General features: G+C 61.8%; 13 protein-coding genes. 9 read left to right on the top strand and 4 right to left on the bottom strand.

What is annotated here, in order from left to right; all coding sequences use genetic code 11:
- Nucleotides 1-114: 114 nt before the first annotated feature.
- Complete coding sequence (locus tag ACF6ZU_RS20125; RefSeq protein ID WP_392886332.1) at nucleotides 115-7,239, bottom strand: retention module-containing protein; 7,125 nt, start codon at nucleotides 7,237-7,239, stop codon at nucleotides 115-117.
- A 591-nt stretch (nucleotides 7,240-7,830) separates the two neighbouring features.
- On the opposite strand from ACF6ZU_RS20125, the gene ACF6ZU_RS20120 reads away from it, so the two are divergent.
- The 3 genes from ACF6ZU_RS20120 to ACF6ZU_RS20110 are packed head-to-tail and all read left to right on the top strand — an operon-like array spanning nucleotide 7,831 to nucleotide 12,731.
- The gene (locus ACF6ZU_RS20120) at nucleotides 7,831-9,189 is read left to right on the top strand and encodes a TolC family outer membrane protein (RefSeq protein ID WP_392886331.1); all 1,359 of its coding nucleotides are present in this window, start codon (nucleotides 7,831-7,833) and stop codon (nucleotides 9,187-9,189) included.
- Nucleotides 9,190-9,206: 17 nt separating this feature from the next.
- Entirely contained in the window at nucleotides 9,207-11,366 is a 2,160-nt protein-coding gene (locus ACF6ZU_RS20115; RefSeq protein WP_392886329.1) for a type I secretion system permease/ATPase, read from the top strand.
- Nucleotides 11,367-11,375: 9 nt separating this feature from the next.
- On the top strand, nucleotides 11,376-12,731 hold the full coding sequence (locus tag ACF6ZU_RS20110; RefSeq protein ID WP_392886327.1) for an HlyD family type I secretion periplasmic adaptor subunit: 1,356 nt from the start codon (nucleotides 11,376-11,378) through the stop codon (nucleotides 12,729-12,731).
- A gap of 137 nt (nucleotides 12,732-12,868) precedes the next feature.
- Here ACF6ZU_RS20110 and ACF6ZU_RS20105 read toward each other — a convergent pair whose 3' ends face one another.
- Nucleotides 12,869-13,465, bottom strand: coding sequence for a tRNA-uridine aminocarboxypropyltransferase (locus tag ACF6ZU_RS20105; protein ID WP_392886325.1), 597 nt, complete (start codon nucleotides 13,463-13,465; stop codon nucleotides 12,869-12,871).
- 4 nt (nucleotides 13,466-13,469) lie between these two features.
- Nucleotides 13,470-14,363 carry a LysR family transcriptional regulator gene (locus ACF6ZU_RS20100; protein ID WP_017337108.1) on the bottom strand — a complete coding sequence of 298 codons (894 nt, stop codon included), beginning with the start codon at nucleotides 14,361-14,363 and terminating at the stop codon, nucleotides 13,470-13,472.
- A gap of 345 nt (nucleotides 14,364-14,708) precedes the next feature.
- Here ACF6ZU_RS20100 and speB point away from each other — a divergent pair, with 345 nt between their 5' ends.
- From speB to ACF6ZU_RS20070, 6 genes are all read left to right on the top strand, one after another.
- Entirely contained in the window at nucleotides 14,709-15,659 is a 951-nt protein-coding gene (gene speB / locus ACF6ZU_RS20095; RefSeq protein ID WP_056853080.1) for an agmatinase, read from the top strand.
- 9 nt (nucleotides 15,660-15,668) lie between these two features.
- Entirely contained in the window at nucleotides 15,669-16,091 is a 423-nt protein-coding gene (locus ACF6ZU_RS20090; RefSeq protein ID WP_392886322.1) for a YybH family protein, read from the top strand.
- Nucleotides 16,092-16,146: 55 nt separating this feature from the next.
- Entirely contained in the window at nucleotides 16,147-17,658 is a 1,512-nt protein-coding gene (locus ACF6ZU_RS20085; RefSeq protein WP_392886320.1) for a purine-cytosine permease family protein, read from the top strand.
- 171 nt (nucleotides 17,659-17,829) lie between these two features.
- Entirely contained in the window at nucleotides 17,830-19,209 is a 1,380-nt protein-coding gene (locus ACF6ZU_RS20080) for a sodium:solute symporter (protein ID WP_392886319.1), read from the top strand.
- 85 nt (nucleotides 19,210-19,294) lie between these two features.
- Complete coding sequence (locus ACF6ZU_RS20075; protein WP_392886317.1) at nucleotides 19,295-20,020, top strand: MBL fold metallo-hydrolase; 726 nt, start codon at nucleotides 19,295-19,297, stop codon at nucleotides 20,018-20,020.
- Nucleotides 20,021-20,075: 55 nt separating this feature from the next.
- A complete protein-coding gene (locus ACF6ZU_RS20070; RefSeq protein WP_392886315.1) occupies nucleotides 20,076-20,327 on the top strand; it encodes an acyl carrier protein in 252 nt (83 codons plus the stop codon).
- A 93-nt stretch (nucleotides 20,328-20,420) separates the two neighbouring features.
- On the opposite strand, the gene ACF6ZU_RS20065 is transcribed toward ACF6ZU_RS20070, so the two are convergent.
- The gene (locus ACF6ZU_RS20065; RefSeq protein WP_007914492.1) at nucleotides 20,421-20,549 is read right to left on the bottom strand and encodes a PA1414 family protein; all 129 of its coding nucleotides are present in this window, start codon (nucleotides 20,547-20,549) and stop codon (nucleotides 20,421-20,423) included.
- Nucleotides 20,550-20,560 lie beyond the last annotated feature (11 nt).

The raw sequence follows: 20,560 nt of genomic DNA, 5'->3' as shown, positions 1-20,560 counted from the left end.
GTCAGAAATAACAGGTTTTGCTACCACTGGTCGGGCAGCGTAAAAAATCGCAGGCAAAAAAAACCCGCCATCCCTTACACAGGGATGGCGGGTTTTATTGTTTAAGGCTTCAGATCACACGGTATCTACCTTCAACGAATGATCATTCAACATGCCGTTGATAATCGTCGCCGTGTCCGCACCGGCAATCATCCCGCCCGCTCCCGGTGTCACCCCGTAATGGCTGGCCAGGTCCACGCCCGCGAGGTCGATGGTCTGGTTCGGCGCGGCACCGGCCATGCTGCTGACGTCGATGCTGGTGACCAGTGAATCGCCGCTGCCGGTGACTTTGAAGTGCAGGTAGTCATCCAGCGACGCCGCGGTGCCGTTCTCGCCTTGCAGCAGTTGCGACAGGTCGAGTTTGTCGATGCCCGGGGTGAAGTCGGTGACCACGTCGTGGCCGCTGTTGTCCTTGAGCCATTGGAAGGTGTCGGCACCCGCGCCACCGGTAAGGGTGTTGTTGCCCAGGCCACCGATGAGCAAGTCATCGCCGCCACCGCCATTGAGCACATCGTTGCCGAGGCCGCCGGTGATGATGTTGTTATGACTGTCGCCGGTGAGCTTGTCGTCGTAGTCGGAACCGATGAGGTTTTCGATCGAGGTCAGGGTGTCGGTGCCGGCGCCCAGGGTGTTTTGCGCACCGAGCAGGCTCAGGTCGACCTTGACCCCGGCGGTGGCATGGGCGTAGCTCGCGGTGTCAGTGCCGGTGCCGCCGTCGAGCAGGTCGTTGCCGGCGCCGCTGTAGAGCAAGTCATTGCCGGCACCACCGTGCAGTTCGTTGTTGCCAGCACCGGCGGTGAGCACATCGTTGCCGTCGCCGGCGTTGATCACGTTACTGCCGGTGCCCGCCACCAGCACGTCATCGCCGGTGGTACCAGTGAGGGTGTGACCTTCCTGGTAGGTGATTGTTGCCGCCGCACTGTCGCTGCCGCCGTGGTGATCGTTGGCGGTGTAGGTGCCGTGGTAGTCCGGGGTGGTGTTGTGGGCGCCGGAGTAGTCAACGGTCAGGGTCAATTGGTAGTTTTCCGCGCCCTTGCCGCTGTTGTTCTTGCCGCCGTCGTCGATATTGGTGATGTGGATCTGGTAGGTGCCATCTGCGGCGGCGGTGATGGTCTTGCCATCGCCGATGTCGATGAATTGTCCGCCGTTGACCGAGTACTCCATGGTCACGTGACCGGCCGCCAGGTTGTGGTCGAGGGTGAGGGTTTCACCCTGTTTAAGGGTGACGGTGATGCGGTCCTCGTCGTTGGTGCTGTTGTTTTTGACTTCACCCAGCGCGCCGCTGACCACCAGCATGGCCGTCATGGCCGCGGTGTTGGCGACGAAGGCGCTGCGGGCGATGCTCACCGATTGCGCGTTGCTGCCGGTAAAGCTGAAGTACTGGTTGGTGCCGATGAAGTCCGCGCCTTTGGCGACCCAGCCGGTGTTGAACGTGGTCGGCGAGGCCGTCAGCTTGTCGCCGTCTGTATCGGTGTCGTTGGCCAGCAGTGCGTCGCCCGGCAAGGTGATGTTGCCCGACAGGATGTTGGTGATGACGTGATCATCGACCGCCACCGGTGGCGCGTTCGGCACGACCTTGACCACCAGCGTCGAGCTGGCCAGGTCGCCGTCGTTGTCGCTGAGCGTGTAGCCGATGTTTTCGGTGATCACCGTTTTGGTGGCTGTTTGCGAGGTGTAGGTGTATTCGCCGGTGTCGAGGTTCACCACCAGGGAGCCCTTGCCGTTGGTGGCGATGCTCAGGGTGTTGTCGACGGTGTTGAAGGTGCCGTGGTTGGCGCCGCCGCTGGCATTCAGCGAACCCTTGTTGTTGTCGCCTTTCGGATCGTAGGTGTAGGTGGTGCCATCGACAGTGATGGATTTGACGAAACCGCCATCGGCGCCGAACGTACCGCCGTCACCCAGCAACGAACCAGTGACCGGCGCGCCGACCACGGTGCCTGTCAGTACCGAATTGAGTTGGTTGAGGTCGGTCACCACCACCGCGTTGGTGTTGGTGCCATGGCCGGTGCCGTTGCTGCCGTCGTAAGCGAGCGGGTCGAGGTTGGCATTGCCGACGCCGCTACCCAGGCCGATCGCGTAGTTCTTGATGTGGTTCTCTTCGAGGAAGGCTTTCCAGTTCGCCTCGTCGGTCTTGCCGATGTCGCCTTCGTTGGGTTTGCCGTCGGAGAAGAAGTAACCGACGTTCTGTGCACCGGTGAGTTTGCCGCTGGTGTCGAACGCGTCTTTCGCCACCGCCACGGCCGCATCGTAGTTGGTGTTGCCGTCCGCCTTCAGGCCGGCAATGATCGACTTGGCGAAGGCCACATCGGTCCAGACGTCGGTTTTGTCCGAGGCACCGCCGTTGAAGGTGACGATCTGCACCTTCACATCACCCAGGTCGTCATACTTGTCGAGCAAGGCGCTGATCGCCTGCTTGGCCAGGTCCAGGCGCGACAGACTGACGCCGGAAGCGCTGAACACACCGGACGCGTCCTTCATGCTGCCGGACACGTCGATCACCAGCAGCACGTTGGTGTCGACCTCCGCCGCCGCCACTGAACGCTCGGCCGCCACGGCTTTGGGCACGTCATCGACGATGTTGACCTTGATCGTGCTGATGCTGGAGTTGCCCAGTGCATCGGTAGCCTTGTAGGTGAAACTTTCGCTCAGCGTGTTGGCGCCGTTGTTCGCGTTCGGCGTGGTGCTGGCCGGTGAGGTCAGGGTGTAGGTGTAGGTGCCGTTCGGGTTCAGCAGGATCTGGCCGTACGTTCCGTGGTCGCTGCCGACCAGGGTGTAGGTGACTGTGCCCACGGCACCGGTGACCGAACCGACCAGGGAGCCGGACGCGGTTTCGCCCGTGCTGTGTGGGTCGCTGCCGACCACGGTGCCGGGGGCCAGGTCCTGGCCATCCTTGCTCAGGTCGAGGGCTTTTTCGTAGACGGTGATGTCGCTGTCGGTAGCGGCCGTGATGCAGGCGTTGTGTACGTCGATGGAGATCGTCGCGGTGCTTTCATCGCCGTCGGCATCGCGGATGGTGTAGGTGAACACGTCGGTCGCGCCGTCGGGACCCACGGAGTTTGGATTGCTGTGGTATTCGGCGTTGCCCTGGGCATCCAGGGTCAGGTAACCGTACTGGCCGTTGATCTGGGTATTGAGACCGTCATGCGCTGGCGTCGAACCGGCACCGGCACGCACGCCGACCACGCCGCCACCGGCGGCGAGACCGTCGGCACCAGCTACGTCATTGGCCAGCACGTTGCCGCTGATGATCCCGCCTTCGGCAAGCGAAGCGATGTCGTGGTTGGCGGTCGGCACGTCATCGACGATGTTGATCACGATGGTGCTGGTGGCCGTGTTGCCGATGTGGTCGGTGGCGGTGTAGGTGAAGGTTTCGGTGGTGGTATTCGGACCGTCGTTGGTGTGCGGCGTGGTGTCGGCCGGCGACGTCAGGGTGTAGGTGTAGGTGCCATTGGCATTGAGCAGCAGTTGCCCATGCGCCCCTTCGCCATTGCCAACCAACGCGTAGGTGATCGTACCGACGGCACCGGTGACCGACCCCACCAGGGAGCCGGACGCAGTTTCGCCGGTGCTGTGCGGGTCGCTGCCGGTGACAGTGCCGGGGGCCAAATCCTGGCCGTCCTTGCTCAGGTCGAGGGCTTTTTCGTAGACGGTGATCTCGTGATCAGTGGCCGCGGTGATGCAGCTGTTGATCACGTCGATGGAAATGGTTGCGGTGCTCTCGTCACCGTCGGCATCGCGAATCGTATAGGTGAATACGTCGGTTGCGCCGCCGGGGCCCACGGAGTTCGGGTGGCTGTGGTATTCGGCATTGCCCTGGGCATCGAGAGTCAGGTAACCGTACTGGCCGTTGATCTGGGTGTTGAGACCGTCATGCACCGGGGTCGAACCGGCACCGGCACGCACGCCGACCACGCCGCCACCCGCCGCGAGGCCATCGGCACCGGCCACGTCGTTGGCCAGTACGTTGCCGCTGATGATGCCGCCTTCGGCAAGCGAGGCGATGTCGTGGTTGGCGGTCGGCACGTCGTCGACGATGTTGATCACGATGGTACTGGTGGCCGTGTTGCCGATATGGTCGGTGGCGGTATAGGTGAAGGTTTCGGTCAGGGTGTTCGGACCGTCGTTCGTGTGCGGCGTGGTGTCGGCCGGCGAGGTCAGGGTGTAGGTGTAGGTGCCATTGGCATTGAGCAGCAGTTGCCCGTGCGCGCCTTCGCCATTGCCAACCAACGCGTAGGTGATCGTGCCCACGGCACCGGTGACCGAACCGACCAGGGAGCCGGACGCGGTTTCGCCCGTGCTGTGCGGATCGCTGCCAACGACGGTGCCCGGTGCCAGGTCCTGGCCGTCCTTGCTCAGATCGAGGGCTTTTTCGTAGACGGTGATCTCGTGATCAGTGGCCGCCGTGATGCAGCTGTTGATCACGTCGATGGAAATGGTCGCGGTGCTCTCGTCACCGTCGGCATCGCGAATCGTGTAGGTGAACACGTCGGTCGCACCGCCACCCCCTACCGAGTTCGGGTTGCTGTGGTATTCGGCGTTGCCTTGGGCATCCAGGGTCAGGTAACCGTACTGGCCGTTGATCTGGGTGTTGAGACCGTCGTGCACCGGGGTCGAGCCGGCACCGGCACGCACGCCGACCACGCCGCCGCCGGCCGCGAGGCCATCGGCACCGGCCACGTCGTTCGCCAGCACGTTACCGCTGATGATCCCGCCTTCGGCGAGCGAGGCGATGTCGTGGTTGGCGGTCGGCACGTCATCGACGATGTTCACGACGATGGTGCTGCTGACCGTGTTGCCGACGTGATCGGTGGCGGTGTAGGTGAAGGTTTCGGTGATGGTATTCGGACCGTCATTCGCGTGCGGCGTGGTGTCAGCGGGCGAGGTCAGGGTGTAGGTGTAGGTGCCATTGGCATTGAGCAGCAGTTGCCCATGGGCCCCTTCGCCATTGCCGACCAGCGCGTAGGTGATCGTGCCCACGGCGCCCGTGACCGAACCCACCAGAGAGCCGGAAGCGGTTTCGCCCGTGCTGTGCGGGTCGCTGCCGGTGACCGTGCCCGGAGCGAGATCCTGGCCGTCTTTGCTCAGATCCAGCGCTTTTTCGTAGACAGTGATTTCGTGATCGCTGGCCGCCGTGATGCAGCTGTTGATCACGTCGATGGAGATCGTCGCGGTGCTCTCGTCACCGTCGGCATCGCGGATGGTGTAGGTGAACACATCGGTTGCGCCGTCGGGACCTACGGCATTCGGGTTGCTGTGGTATTCCGCGTTGCCCTGGGCATCGAGGGTCAAATAGCCGTACTGGCCGTTGATCTGGGTGTTGAGACCGTCATGCACCGGGGTCGAGCCGGCACCGGCGCGCACGCCGACCACGCCGCCGCCAGCCGCGAGGCCATCGGCACCGGCCACGTCGTTGTCCAACACATTGCCACTGATGATGCCGCCTTCGGCGACGGAGGCAGCGTCGTTATGCGCGGTCGGTACGTCATCGACAATGTTGACCACGATGGTGCTGCTGACCGTGTTGCCGACGTGATCGGTGGCCGTATACGTGAAGGTTTCGGTCAGCGTGTTCGGGCCGTCATTCGCCTGAGGCGAGGTGCCGGCCGGCGAGGTCAGGGTGTAGGTATACGTGCCGTCGGCATTGAGCAGAAGTTGCCCATGCGCCCCTTCGCCATTGCCGACCAACGCATAGGTGATCGTGCCCACGGCGCCGGTGACCGAACCGACCAGGGTGCCGGACGCCGTTTCGCCCGTGCTGTGCGGATCGCTGCCAACGACGGTGCCCGGTGCCAGGTCCTGGCCGTCCTTGCTCAGGTCGAGGGCTTTTTCGTAGACGGTGATTTCGTGATCGCTGGCCGCGGTGATGCAACTGTTGATCACGTCGATGGTGATCGTCGTGGTGCTTTCGTCACCGTCGGCATCACGAATGGTGTAGGTGAACACGTCGGTCGCACCGCCGTCGCCTACCGAGTTCGGGTTGCTGTGATACTCGGCGTTACCCTGGGCGTCCAGGATCAGGTAACCGTACTGGCCGTTGATCTGGGTACCGACGCCATCATGCACCGGGGTCGAGATTTCGGAGCCGGCGCGCACGCCGACTACACCGCCACCCGACGCGAGACCATCGGCGCCCTTCACGTCGTTCAACAGCACGTTACCGCTGATGATGCCGCCCTCGGCGACCGAGGCATTGTCGTGGTTCGCGGTCGGCACGTCATCGACGATGTTGACGTTGATTTGCCCGGTCGCGGTGCTGCCGTCGACGTCCTTGGCCACCACGTCGAAATGTTCGGAGATGCTGTTGGTATCACCGCCATTCGGGTGGGTGTCGCTGAAACTCAGGGTGTAGCTGTAGGTCACCACGCCGGTCGCCGGGTTGTAACCGGTGATGGTGAAGGTGGCGCCCGTGTCGGTCGCGATCGATTGTGGGAAGTTCGCCGCCACGCCGCCAGTCACGACGGCGATCCCGCCCACAGTCAGGGTTTGCAGGCCATCCGGTGCAGTGACGGTGAAAGAGCCGTTCTGGGTCAGGGCCGGGGTATCAGGGTCGCTACCGGCGGGGAGGTTTTTCTCGTAGACGGTCAGTTCACCGCCCTCGACTTCGAGACCGTTCAGGGTGACGGGATTATCCGGGGTATCAGGGACAATCGGTGTGCCCGTGACAACCGGGACATTAGCGCCATTGTCCGGGTCACCGGCCAGACGTTCCTCCGGGAGTTCGGGAATACCGTTGAAGCCTGCGGTGGGGAAACCGATGTTCGGATCGACCCGACCGGCCGTTTCTTCCAGCATCACAAAACTGTGACCGCCACCCAGAGCACCACCGGTGCCGCCCGGTGCTCCCGGACCTGCCGCCGTGGCCTCCGCGGTTTGCGTCGGGTCATCGCCCGCCGCGATGGCTTTTTGTACGCGTTCGACATCGGTCAACTGCGCCTGGGTCGGCGTGGTCGCTTCGGGTGTATTCACATGGGAGGCATGATCCGCCAGCAACTGGCTGGTCATCTGCAGGCTGCTGCCACGCCCGAGGGTCAGTTCCTGGCCATTTTCCAGTTTCACCGCCACCGCGCCTTCGGCTCCGGTCACCAGTTGATCGCCGGCGAACAGCCGATCCCCTTCGACCAGCGCCCGCCGGGTGCCATTGCTCGCTTCGGCGAACACCTGACCAATGACCTTACTGACGATACCGATGAGCGTTGCCATGTGCATTTCCTCCGCTGCCAACTGCTGTCGGCATCCTGTTGATTGCGAAGAACGTGCTCATGGCGTGAGCGGGTAACCGGCGGATCGTCTACCGGGCAGCGGCTTGCCTGACCAAGCCGCTGCCCTGGCGACAATCTCGCCAAGCATGTCGCTCGCGGGCAAAGCGTCCGATTCGGCACAAAACCCAATGCAATCAATCACATTGGGTTCCCGTTGCGAAACAACCTTACCTGCGGGCGATGCGTAACGGTTTTGAAGCAGCAAGTGACAAAAAACCGTCACTCAAAACCGTTGCGCGTCCCTCCCCTCCAGCACTCCTTCGCCCAATTTCGATAAGTGGACTGAACTTTCCTGTACCCTCGAGAAGCTCCCTAAAGCTCCTAAATCAAAGGCTTTCGGAGTGAACAATGTGCTGGATTTCGCAGAGCGCATAAGTTTTTTTTGGAATAACACTTATGAGAAATACTTCTAAGCTTCTTTGAAGAATGTTCTTAGCTCTGATGTTACAAGTATGAAACGGTTTCACCTATAAATGCCGTCAAATATTTGGCGACTGATAAAGCACCATTAGGATTTCAGGGAGATGTACCCATGCGCCAATTGACCCCCCTTTGCAGTGCGATTTTATTGGCCATGGCCTGCACGTCTCAGGTTCAAGCCATGTCGTTGACCGAGGCGATCCAAAGCACCATCGCAACCCACCCGGAACTGGCCTCGCGCGTGGACAGCCGCCTGTCTGCGGATGAAGACGTGAAAGTCGCCAAAGGCGGGTTTTATCCATCCGTGGATCTGAATGCCTCGTACGGGCGCGGGTACAGCGACAACACCAACACCCGGGCCTTGGGCAATCACAACACCGAGACCCTGAACTACACCCAATCGGAACTGCGCCTGCGGCAGATGCTGTTCGACGGGTTCAACACCTCCAACGAAGTCGAGCGCACCAAAGGCGTGGTCAACTCCCGGGCCTATTACGCTCAGGGCACCGCCCAGGACCTGGCCCTGCGCACCATCGAGGTCTACCTCGAAGTGCTCAAGCGCCGCGAACTGGTGACGCTGGCCAAGAACAACCTGCAGGCGCACTTGCGGGTCAACGACCAGATCGGCCTGCGCACCCAGCGCGGCATCGGCAGTAACGCCGACGCCGATCAGTCCGTGGCTCGCCGGGCACTCGCGGAAAACAACCTCGATACCGCCGAAGTCGATCTGGCGGATGCCGAGGCGAACTTCTATGCGGTCACCGGGCGCATGCCCGATGAGCTGGAAACCCTGCCATCGATCAAGGGTGAGTTGCCTGCCACGATCCAGGATGCCCAGCAGAGCATGGTCGAGAACAACCCGTACCTGAAATCCGCCCAGGCCGACGTGCAATCGGCCGAGAGCCAGTACGAAGTCGCCAAGTCGCCGTTCTACCCACGCTTCGACGCTGAAGCCGCCGTGGGGGCGAACAACAACATCGCCGGTGAAGAGGGCCACGACAACGAGTGGCGCGTCGGCATCGTGATGAACTACAACCTGTTCCGCGGCGGCAGCGACAAGGCACGACTGGCCTCCGATGCGCACAAGATCAACCAGGCCATGGACATCCGCAACAACGCCCTGCGCCAGCTCAACGAGAACATCCACCTGGCGTGGAACGCCATGCTCAATGCGCGCAAACAGACCCCGACCGCGCGCGAATACGCCGAAACCACCACCCGTGTGCGGGCGGCGTATCAGGACCAGTTCGGCCTCGGCCAGCGGACCCTGCTCGACGTGCTCGACAGCGAAAACGAACTCTACAACGCCAACCGCCGCTACACCGAAGTGCGCTACACCGAAGAGTTTTCGATGTACCGTGTACTGGCGAACATGGGTGAGCTGCTGAGCAAACAGCGGGTCGTGTTGCCCGCCGACGCGATCGCCCGCAGCGAAGTGAAAAACGAAGCCCGTCTGCCTGAACTGAAGTAACGCCACGGAGCGAGAATGTGACCAGCATGGAACCCGGCAACACCGGTGTCGATCCGCGGCTGAGCTTCGATGACCCGCTTCTCGATGGTCTGTTGATTCTCTGCAAACTTCATGGCGCGACGGTCAGTCGCGCCAGCCTGAGTGCCGGGCTGCCAATGGCACACCAACGCATGAGCCTGGACCTGCTGCCCCGCGCAGCGGCCCGGGCCGGTTTGCAGGCGCGGTTGTTGAGCCGTGACCTGGAAGACATTTCCCCGCTCAACTTGCCGGTGCTGCTGATCCTCGACAAGGGCCGTACCGCCGTCCTGCGCCGTTTCGGCGATGACGGCCGGCTGTTGATCCTGCCGAGCGAAGCCGACGGCGGCGAGCAATGGGTCAGCCGTGAAGAACTCAGCGAAACCTACAGCGGCCAGGCGTTGTTCGCCCGGCCACGGCATGAACTCGAAGACTTGCGTTCACCCCTGGTGCCACGGGTGGAGGCATGGTTTCGAGACACGCTGAAACTGTCGAAATGGCTGTACAGCGATGCGATCCTCGCGAGCTTCCTGATCAACCTGCTGGGGTTGATGGTGCCGCTGTTCGTCATGCAAACCTACGACCGCGTGGTGCCGAACCAGGCCACGTCGACCTTGTGGGTGCTGTCCATCGGCCTGCTCATCGGCACCGGTTTCGAACTGGCGCTGCGGGTGGTTCGTGCGCACTTGCTGGACACCGCCGGCAAGAAAACCGACGTGATTCTTTCGGCAACGCTGTTCGAACGCATCACCGGCATGTCGATGAAAGCGCGGCCGGCGACCATCGGCGGTTTTGCCCAAAGCATCCATGACTTCCAGGGCCTGCGTGAATTTCTCACGGCGGTCACGCTGACCAGCCTGATCGACCTGCCCTTCGCCGTGCTGATGCTGGTGGTGATCGGTCTGCTCGGCGGCTGGCTGGTGGTGATTCCGGTGCTGGCGTTCCCGATCACGATCATGTTCGCGATGATCATCCAGGCGCGTCTGCGCGACACCGTGCAAAAAAGCCTGGCCCTCGGTGCCGAGCGCCAGGCCCTGCTGATCGAAACCCTCGGCGGCCTGGAAACCCTCAAGGCCTGCAGCGCCGAAAGCGAGCGCCAGCACAAATGGGAAAGCACCCACGGCGCCCTCACCCGCCTCGACAGCCACGCGCGCAATCTCTCGGCGCTGGCCACCAACGGCACGCTGTTCATCCAGCAGTTCTCCGGCATGGCGACCATCATTGCCGGGGTCTACAGCATCATCGCCGGCAACCTCAGCGTCGGCGCTCTGGTGGCGACCTACATGCTCGGCAGCCGCGTACTTGCGCCGCTGGGGCAGATCGCCGGGTTGATCACCCGCTATCAGCAAGCGCAACTGACCATGAAAAGCACCGATGCGTTGATGGGCCTGCCGCAGGAGCGCGATGCGAAACAGCGTCCGCTGGAGCGCACGCAACTGCAAGGCGCCCTCGACGTCAGCGGCGTGACGTTTCACTACAACGGCCAGAGCGCCGCGGCGCTGTCCAACATCAGTTTCAGCATGAAAGCCGGTGAACGGGTCGGCATCATCGGGCGCAGCGGCTCGGGCAAAAGTACCCTGGGACGGCTGGTGATGGGGTTCCTGGAACCGGAGGAAGGCCAGTTGCTGCTCGATGGCCTGGACCTGCGGCAACTGGACGTCGCCGACCTGCGCCAACAGATTGGTTATGTCGCCCATGACCTGCCACTGCTGGCCGGCAGCCTGCGCGACAACCTGACCCTCGGCGCGCGCTACATCAGCGATGCGCGGATGCTGGAAGTGGCAGAACTGACCGGTGTGACCGAACTGGCGCGTCAACATCCGCAAGGCTTTGACCGGCCTGTCGGCGAACGCGGGCAGTTGCTGTCGGGCGGCCAACGTCAGGCGGTATTGCTGGCGCGCTCGTTGTTGCTCGACCCGCCGATCATGCTGCTCGACGAACCCACCAGCGCCATGGACAACAGCAGCGAAGACGTTCTGCGGCAAAAGCTTCACAGCTGGGTCCAGGGCAAAACCCTGCTGCTGGTCACGCACCGCACCTCGATGCTCAGCCTGGTAGATCGGCTGGTGGTGCTGGACAACGGGAAGATCGTCGCCGACGGTCCGAAAGAAGCTGTCATCGATGCATTGCGCAAGGGCCGTGTCGGCTCTGCGGCCGTCTAGGAGGCCGCCATGGCATCTTCACAAAGTTCACGTGGTTACTTCGACAGCTTCAGCAAAAGCGCCGAAAGCGAATTCATGCCGGAAACCGCCGGCGCTTCGTTGCAGGATTCTCCGCGCTGGTCGCGGATCACCGTGTGGCTCGCCGCCGCGCTGATCATCAGCGCTGTGGTCTGGGCCAAGTTCGCGGTGTTGCAGGAAGTCACCATGGGCGAAGGCAAGGCGATTCCGTCGAGCAAAGTCCAGGTGATCCAGAACCTTGAGGGCGGCATCGTCACCGAGATCTTCGTGCGCGAAGGACAAATGGTGAACAAGGGCGACACTCTGCTGCGCCTGGATGACACGCGGTTTCTGTCGAACAAGGGCGAAAGCGAAGCCGACCGGTATGCGCTGACCGCGCAGGTCGAACGTCTGTCCGCCGAGGCCGAGGGCCGACCCTTCAAGTTGTCGGCAGAGGTGATCGCCAAGGCACCGCAAGTGGCCGAGGACGAGCGTGCACTGTACGAACAACGGCAACGTCGTCTGTCCAGCGAGCAGCGCACGCTGAGCGAACAACTTCGGCAAAAAACCCAGGAGCTGGCAGAGTTCCGCTCCAAACAGGGGCAATACAGTTCAAGCCTGGCGCTGCTGCAGGAAGAAATGAACATGTCGGCGCCGCTGGTGGGCACCGGGGCGGTTTCACCGGTGGAAATCCTTCGGCTCAAACGCAGCGCGGTGGAGATTCGCGGTTCGCTGAACGCCACGACGCTGGCGATTCCTCGCGCCGAGTCGGCGATCAACGAGATCAAAAGCAAGATCGACGAGTCTGAGCAAACCTTCCGCTCGGAGGCCGCAAAGGACCTGAACGAGAAACGCACCGACCTGTCGAAGATCACCGCGTCCAGCATCGCCATCGATGACCGGGTGAGCCGTACGACGGTGGTGTCGCCGGTGCACGGGATTATCAAAACGCTGAAGGTCAACACCATCGGCGGTGTGGTTCAACCGGGCAACGACATGGTGGAAATCGTGCCGATCGAAGACAACCTGCTGATCGAAGCCAAGGTGCGGCCACAGGACGTGGCGTTCCTGCACCCGGGGCAGAAAGCGATGGTGAAGTTCAGCGCCTATGACTACACGATTTATGGTGGGCTGAGCGCCAAGCTGGAGTTGATCGGTGCGGACACGATTACCGATGACAAGGGCAACAGCTTCTACCTGATCCAGGTGCGCACCGACAAGAACCACTTGGGCGGGGATGTGAAGCCGTTGCTGATCATTCCGGGGATGGTGGCGACGGTGGATATCATTACCGGGGAGAAGAGCGTGCTGGATTACCTGCTGAAACCGGTGCTTAAAGCGCGGACTGAGGCGATGCGGGAGCGGTAGTCTTCGCCAGGATTTTCTTTGATTGTTCTACCGTCATCGCGAGCAGGCTCGCTCCTACAGGGATCGCGTTTCTTCAGGAAGAACGCGGTCAACTGTGGGAGCGAGCCTGCTCGCGATGAGGCCCTCAATAACACCACTTATTTCGGACCATGATTGCGCTGGAAAACGGCCTCCCCCATCGCCGCAATCTGCCCCTCGATCAACGCCTCGAACGGTTTCAACAACGGCTCAAAACTGACAGGTGCCTCCAGCACCTGCAACGCCTGCACGATCGCTTCCACCGTCGACAATGCTCCCGGCCCGGGTGCCTTGCGCAACCGATACCGCGACACACCGCCATCCGCCAATGTCACCCGGGGCAATGCCGCCAGCAGCGGGTTGAGGTGCAGCATTTTGCGCGCCTTGCGCCAGGTGCCATCCGGAACCACCAGCAGCAGCGGCTGATCATTCGCGGCGTACACCTGCAACGGCTGCGCCTCCTCCCCGGGAAACAGCAGCCGCGCCTGATAACCCGGCTGATTCAACAGCGCCGGCAAATCCTCGAACACCTCACCCACCACCAGCTCGGCATTCTTCAACCCCAGCGCCGCCAATCGTGCGGTGTTCAGCGCATGGTTCACTTCACTCGGATGTTGCAGCAGCAAGACGCGGGTGCGGCTGTCGAGGTTCGGGATCAACGGGCACAAGCAGTGGGTTTGTGGACGCAGGCAGCGCGGGCATTGGATTCTGGACATCAACTCAAACCTGATTCAGTTGGGCTTTAAGCAAGTCGCGAAACGTCTGGATCAGCGGCTCACGGCTGCGTCCCCGGCGCACGATCATCGAAAACGGCGCCTGATAGCCGAAGGTTGCCGGCAGCAGCACGCGCAAATCGCCCTTGTCCGCCCAGGCCTGGGCGTAATGTTCCGGCAGGTAACCGATGTAGGCGCCGGACAACACCAGGATCAGCTGCGCCTCCATACTTTCCACGGTCGCGGCGCTGTGTTTGAAACCGTGACGCGCCAGTTCCGCCTGGCTCCAGTAGCCGCGACCGACCATGCGCTGCTGGGTGATGACTTGCTCGGGGATGCGCCGTTCGGTGAACAAAGGATGGCGGCTGCTGCAATACAACCAGTGCTGCTCGCGGTACAGCGGCATGTAGACCAGCCCGCTCATGCGCGTGGAAAACGCGCCGATGGCCAGGTCGAGGCGGTTGTCCTGCACGCCGAGTTGCAGTTCGTACGGGCTCATCACCGAGAGGTGCAAATGCACGGCCGGGTGTTCCTGACTGTAGGCGCCGATGGCTTCGGCGAACGGCAGGGCCTTGTCACTGACGGTGGAGTCGATGACGCCGAGGTTCAGCGTGCCGCGCAATTCGCCCTTCAGCGCCGCCGCGTACTGCTCGAAACCTTCGAGCTCGCCGAGCAGGCGCAGGGTTTCCTGATGGAACAGCTCGCCCTTGCTGGTCAGGCTGAAACCGCCGCGCCCGCGATGGCAGAGCACCAGGCCAAGGGCCGCTTCGAGCTGGCTCATGTAGGTGCTGATCGCCGACGTGGAGAGGTTGAGCTCTTGCTGGGCGTTGGCGAACCCCTGGTGACGGACCACGCTGACGAAGATGCGCAACAGTTTCAGGTCGGGTAAAGCGTTGGCCATGGGGGCTCCGTTGCGAATATCGGTGAGTCCGCGTTGTTTGACGAGCGGTTGCTGCGCAACCGATCGCCAGCAAGCTGGCTCCTACAGGGTCGTGCAGCATTGACGATTACGCTCAACCTGTAGGAGCCGGCTTGCCGGCGATTCGGTTGCATGGACAACCCATCCCTCAAGCCGGGAAGTCTATCGCCCCTACCGCCATTAGTTTAGAAAATTCTGAACTAAGTATTTGCCCGTAGCGATTCTTCCCGGCCACTACATTTCGCAGAATCGGCCCCTAACGGTGCCCGATCCTCCCCGGATCCGCGCAACCGACATAAATAAAACAACGACGATGAGGCCCTACCCGTGGACAAGATTCTTCACCAACCACTGGGCGGCAACGAAATGCCGCGCTTCGGCGGCATCGCCACCATGCTCCGACTCCCCCATGTTCCTACCGCTGCCGGTCTGGACGCTGCCTTCGTAGGCGTGCCCCTGGACATCGGTACTTCGCTGCGCCCGGGCACCCGTTTCGGGCCGCGTGACATCCGCGCCGAATCGGTGATGATCCGCCCGTACAACATGGCGACCGGTGCTGCACCGTTCGACTCGCTGTCGGTGGCCGACATCGGCGACGTGGCGATCAACACTTTCAACCTGCTGGATGCCGTACGGATCATCGAAGAATCCTACGACAACATCCTCGAACACGACGTGATCCCCCTGACTCTGGGCGGCGACCACACCATCACCCTGCCGATCCTGCGTGCCATCCACAAGAAGCACGGCAAGGTCGGCCTGGTGCACATCGACGCCCACGCCGATGTGAACGATCACATGTTTGGCGAGAAAATCGCCCACGGCACCACTTTCCGTCGCGCCGTCGAAGAAGGCCTGATCGACCCGGACCGCGTCGTGCAAATCGGCCTGCGTGCCCAGGGCTACACCGCCGACGACTTCAACTGGAGCCGTAACCAGGGCTTCCGTGTGGTTCAGGCCGAAGAATGCTGGCACAAGTCCCTGGCCCCGTTGATGGCCGAAGTTCGCGAGAAAGTCGGCGGCGGTCCGGTGTACCTGAGCTTCGACATCGACGGCATCGACCCGGCCTGGGCGCCTGGCACCGGCACCCCGGAAATCGGTGGTCTGACGACCATTCAGGCGATCGAGATCGTGCGTGGCTGCCAAGGCCTCGACCTGATCGGTTGCGATCTGGTAGAAGTCTCGCCCGCTTACGACACCACCGGCAACACCTCGCTGCTGGCCGCCAACCTGCTGTACGAAATGCTCTGCGTACTGCCTGGCGTGGTCCACCGCTGAGGATCGGTCATGAACGAACGTGATCAGGTTTTGCAAGCGGCCGCCGATCTGGTGTCCGCGTTTGCCCGTAACGATCGCGAAGCCTACTTCGGCGCGTTCAGCGCCGATGCCAGCTTCGTTTTCTACACCCTCGAGCAGCCTCTGCTGTCGCGCGACGCCTATCAGGCGATGTGGGACAGCTGGCGCTCGGAGGATGGCTTCGAAGTGCTGTCGTGCACGTCGAGCAACGCTTTCGTCAGCCTGCAGGGTGACGTAGCGATTTTCATCCATGACGTGGCCACCGAGCTGCGCATGCAAGGGGAGCAACACTTCAGCCAGGAGCGCGAGACGATTGTTTTCAAAAAACAGCCGTCTGGCCAAGAACAACAAGGCCTATGGCTGGCCTGCCATGAACATTTGTCCGCAATGCCGGAAGGGCTGCCAACCCCTTAGCCAAAACAGGTGACGCTCACACACGATGAGCGCGCCTTTATGATCGGAGCAGATCATGAATAACAACAACAACGACCAAAGCCTTACGCAAATCGAAACCTACGGGGTCGAACAGATCCCGGACAACGAACGCACCGCAGGCCCGACGGACTTGTTCCGGATGATCTTCGGTGGTTCGAACACCTTTGCCACCGCCGTGCTCGGCAGTTTCCCGGTGCTCTTCGGCCTGTCCTTCCAGGCGGGCGTCGGGGCGATTGTGCTGGGCGTGCTGCTGGGTTCGCTGATCCTCGCGCCGATGGGCCTGTTCGGTCCGATCAACGGCACCAACAATGCCGTGTCTTCCGGTGCACACTTCGGCGTGCACGGGCGGATCGTCGGTTCGTTCCTGTCGCTGCTGACCGCCATCGCGTTCTTCTCGCTCTCGGTGTGGAGTTCGGGTGATGCGCTGATCGGTGGTGCGAAACGCCTGATCGGCCTGCCGGAAACCGACCTGACCCTGGGCCTGGCCTACGGTCTGTTCGCGATTCTTGTGCTGACTGTATGCATCTATGGTTTCCGTTTCTTGCTGTGGGTCAACAAGATCGCCGTGTGGAGCGCCAGCCTGCTGTTCCTGCTGGGCGTGTTCGCCTTCGCCGGTCCATTCGATGTGAACTACGCCGGCACCGTGAACATGGGGCAACCGGGTTTCTGGGCGGCCTTCATCGGCGCAGCACTGGTCGCGATGAGCAACCCGATTTCCTTCGGTGCGTTCCTCGGCGACTGGTCGCGTTACATCCCGCGTGAAACCTCCAAGCGCCGGATCATGGCCGCCGTGGTGATCTCGCAGGTCGCAACGTTCATCCCGTTCCTGTTCGGCCTGGCCACCGCCACCATCGTCGCGATCAAGGCGCCGGACTACATCGCCGCCAACAACTACGTCGGCGGTCTGCTGGCTGTTTCGCCGAGCTGGTTCTTCCTGCCGGTGTGCCTGATTGCGGTGATCGGCGGCATGTCCACCGGCACCACCTCGCTGTATGGCACCGGGCTGGACATGTCCAGCGTGTTTCCACGGGTGCTGTCGCGGGTCAAGGCGACCTTGCTGATCGGTGTGATGTCGATTGCGTTCATCTTCATCGGTCGCTTCGCGGCGAACCTGGTGCAGAGTGTGTCGACCTTCGCCGTGCTGATCATCACCTGCACCACCCCATGGATGGTGATCATGATCATCGGCCTGCTGGTCCGCCGCGGCTTCTACTGCCCGGATGACCTGCAAGTGTTCACCCGCGGCGAGAAAGGCGGCCGCTACTGGTTCACCCACGGCTGGAACTGGCGTGGGCTGGGTGCCTGGATCCCGAGTGCACTGGTTGGTTTGTGCTTTGTGAACCTGCCGGGGCAATTCGTGGGTGTGCTCGGAAATCTGGCCGATGGCATCGACATCAGCCTGCCGGTGACCCTGGGCCTGGCCTCGGTGGTGTACCTGGCGCTGCTGAGCCTGTTCCCGGAATCGGCTGCGGTGTTCGGGCCGAATGATCCACGCAGCAAGGGCACGGACTCGCTCGATAAAGCGGCATTGCGACAAGCCGCCTGAATCAAGAACAACGCATTACCTGTGGGAGCGGGCTTGCCCGCGAAGACGGCAGCACATCCAACATTGATGTGACTGACAGACCGCGATCGCGAGCAGGCTCACGCCTACAGAAAGCAGCACCACAGAAACGCATTTGTTTCACATAAAAAAGACAATCGGAGACACGCCATCATGGCATTGGATTTATTCGTCGTTCTCATCTACGCCGCCGCGATGCTGATACTCGGCTATTACGGCATGCGCAAAGCCAAGACCAACGAGGAGTTTTTGGTCGCCGGTCGTAACCTCGGCCCCACCCTCTACATGGGCACCATGGCGGCCACCGTCCTCGGCGGCGCGTCCACCGTGGGCACCGTGCGTCTGGGCTACGTGCACGGCATCTCCGGTTTCTGGCTCTGCGCCGCACTGGGTTGCGGGATCGTGGCGCTGAACCTGTTCCTCGCCAAACCGCTGCTGAAACTGAAGATCTACACCGTTACCCAGGTGCTGGAAAAACGCTACAACCCGATGGCCCGCTCTGCGAGCGCGGTGATCATGCTGGCGTATGCACTGATGATCGGCGTGGTTTCGATCCTGGCCATTGGCACCGTGCTGCAAGTGCTGTTCGACCTGCCGTTCTGGCTGTCGGTATTGGTCGGCGGTGGCGTGGTGGTGATTTATTCGGCGATCGGCGGCATGTGGTCCCTGACCCTGACCGACATCGTTCAGTTCGTCATCAAGACCGTGGGCCTGATGTTCATCCTGTTGCCAATCTGCCTGTACCGCGTCGGCGGCTGGGATCAGTTGGTGGCCAAACTGCCGGAGGCGAGCTTCAGCTTCACCACCATCGGCTGGGACACCATCATCACCTACTTCGTGATCTACTTCTTCGGCATCCTGATCGGTCAGGACATCTGGCAACGGGTGTTCACCGTCAAGACCGCCAAGGTCGCGCAATACGCCGGTACTGCCGCAGGCCTCTACTGCATCATCTACGGTCTGGCGTGCGCCCTGATCGGCATGGCCGCTCACGTACTGATCCCGGATCTGGACAACGTCAACAACGCTTTCGCCGCCATCGTCAAACTGTCGCTGCCGGACGGTATCCGTGGCCTGGTCATCGCCGCGGCACTGGCCGCCATGATGTCCACCGCCAGCGCCGGCCTGTTGGCTGCCGCCACCACGCTGAGCGAAGACCTGCTGCCGAAACTGCGTGGCGGTAAACAGTCGAGCCTGGGCATGAACCGTCTGGTGACGCTGCTGACCGGTATTGTCGTGCTGGGTATCGCCCTGGTGGTGAACGATGTGATCAGCGCCCTGACCCTGGCCTACAACCTGTTGGTCGGCGGCATGCTGATCCCGTTGATGGGTGCGATTTTCTGGAAACGCGCCACCACCGCCGGCGCCATCGCCAGCATGAGCCTGGGCTTCGCCACGGCACTGCTGTTCATGGTCAAGGACGGTCTGGATGCCAACACCCCGATCTACTACAGCCTGCTTGCAGGTCTGGTGAGCTTCATTGTGGTGAGCCTGATGTCTCGCCGCCCAGCTGTGGTGGCGAGCGCCATCTAAGCTGAACATAACGACTTGATGCTTTCTTCGACGGGTGTGGCGTCGGTTGCCACACCCGTTTTTTTTCGTCTGGAGAAAACCCTTGATGAAGATTGTTTCTCGCGATCAGTGGTTTGAGGTCAAGCGACTCAGTGACGGCATTCGCCTGATTCACGAGCCGTACATCCGCCCCTTCTATCGCTGCAACCTCTGGCACGTTCAGGGTCGCGACAAGGACCTGCTGCTGGACAGCGGCTCCGGCCTGGTGAGCCTGCGCGAGCAACTGCCGTGGATCACCGAACGGCCGCTGGTGGCGGTGGCCAGTCATTGCCATTTCGATCACATCGCCGGCCATCATGAGTTTGGCGAACGCCTGGTGCATCCCGCCGAGGCCGACATCCTGGCGGCACCGGACGGCGAAAACGATTTGAGCCGTGCATTCGTCGGCGATGACATGTTCGAGGCGCACCCCGATTGTCCGCTGTGCTACGCCGAATACCGGGTCAAAGCCGCCCCCGCCACGGGCCTGATCGAAGAAGGTGACGTGCTGGACCTGGGCGACCGCGTGTTGCAGGTGCTGCACACACCGGGCCATTCGCCGGGCGGCATCAGCCTGTACGAAGCCGCGACCGAAACCCTGTTCAGCGGCGACATCATCTACGACGGCCCGCTGATCGAGGACGCCTACCACTCCAACCTCGATGACTACGCCCGCAGCCTGCAACGCTTGCGCGAGCTACCGATTCGCACCGTCCACGGTGGGCATTTCGGCAGTTTTTCCGGGGAACATCTGCGCAGGATGATTGACGAGCGGCAGCGCTCCCACGCCTGAAGCCTGCTGTACTCAACGCCAGGGACAACAACAATAACGCCCTAGAAGAACCGCCATGAAAAGAGCCGCCGTACGTGCCGCCGTCCATCAGTTCATCAGCCGCTTGCTGGAGGGCCGGGATGACTTTGACGATGACGCCAGCCTGGCGGAACTGGGCCTGGATAAAGCGGACATCGAAGACCTGATCTTCCACCTGGAAGATGAGTTGGGATTGACGGCGTTTACCGCGGAGGAAGACCGGATGCTCAGGAGCGCCAGGACGGCGAATGATCTGAGTCGATTTTTGATGGAGATCGGGCGGCACTGATGGCGCCCGGTTTTGCATGTACGTCTGCTACGCAGCCGAATGCAGCTTCGACAGCTGCTACCACACGGCTGCGATCTACCGGACCTTGACGCGTTACCGACGGCGCTGCTGGCGTCGACGCTGTTCGTCGTCAGTGCGAATAGGCACAGGTTGCAGAGGCGGTTCGATCAAACCGAGTGCGACACCCAGGTCATGCAGCCAGTTTTGGATTTTCTCTTTCATGGTGCCCCCTT

The organism is Pseudomonas migulae, assembly GCF_043225285.1.
Taxonomy (GTDB): Bacteria; Pseudomonadota; Gammaproteobacteria; order Pseudomonadales; family Pseudomonadaceae; genus Aquipseudomonas; species Aquipseudomonas migulae_C.
The sequence above is the reverse complement of the archived record's forward strand: the minus strand, read 5'-3'. Positions and strand labels throughout refer to the sequence as shown.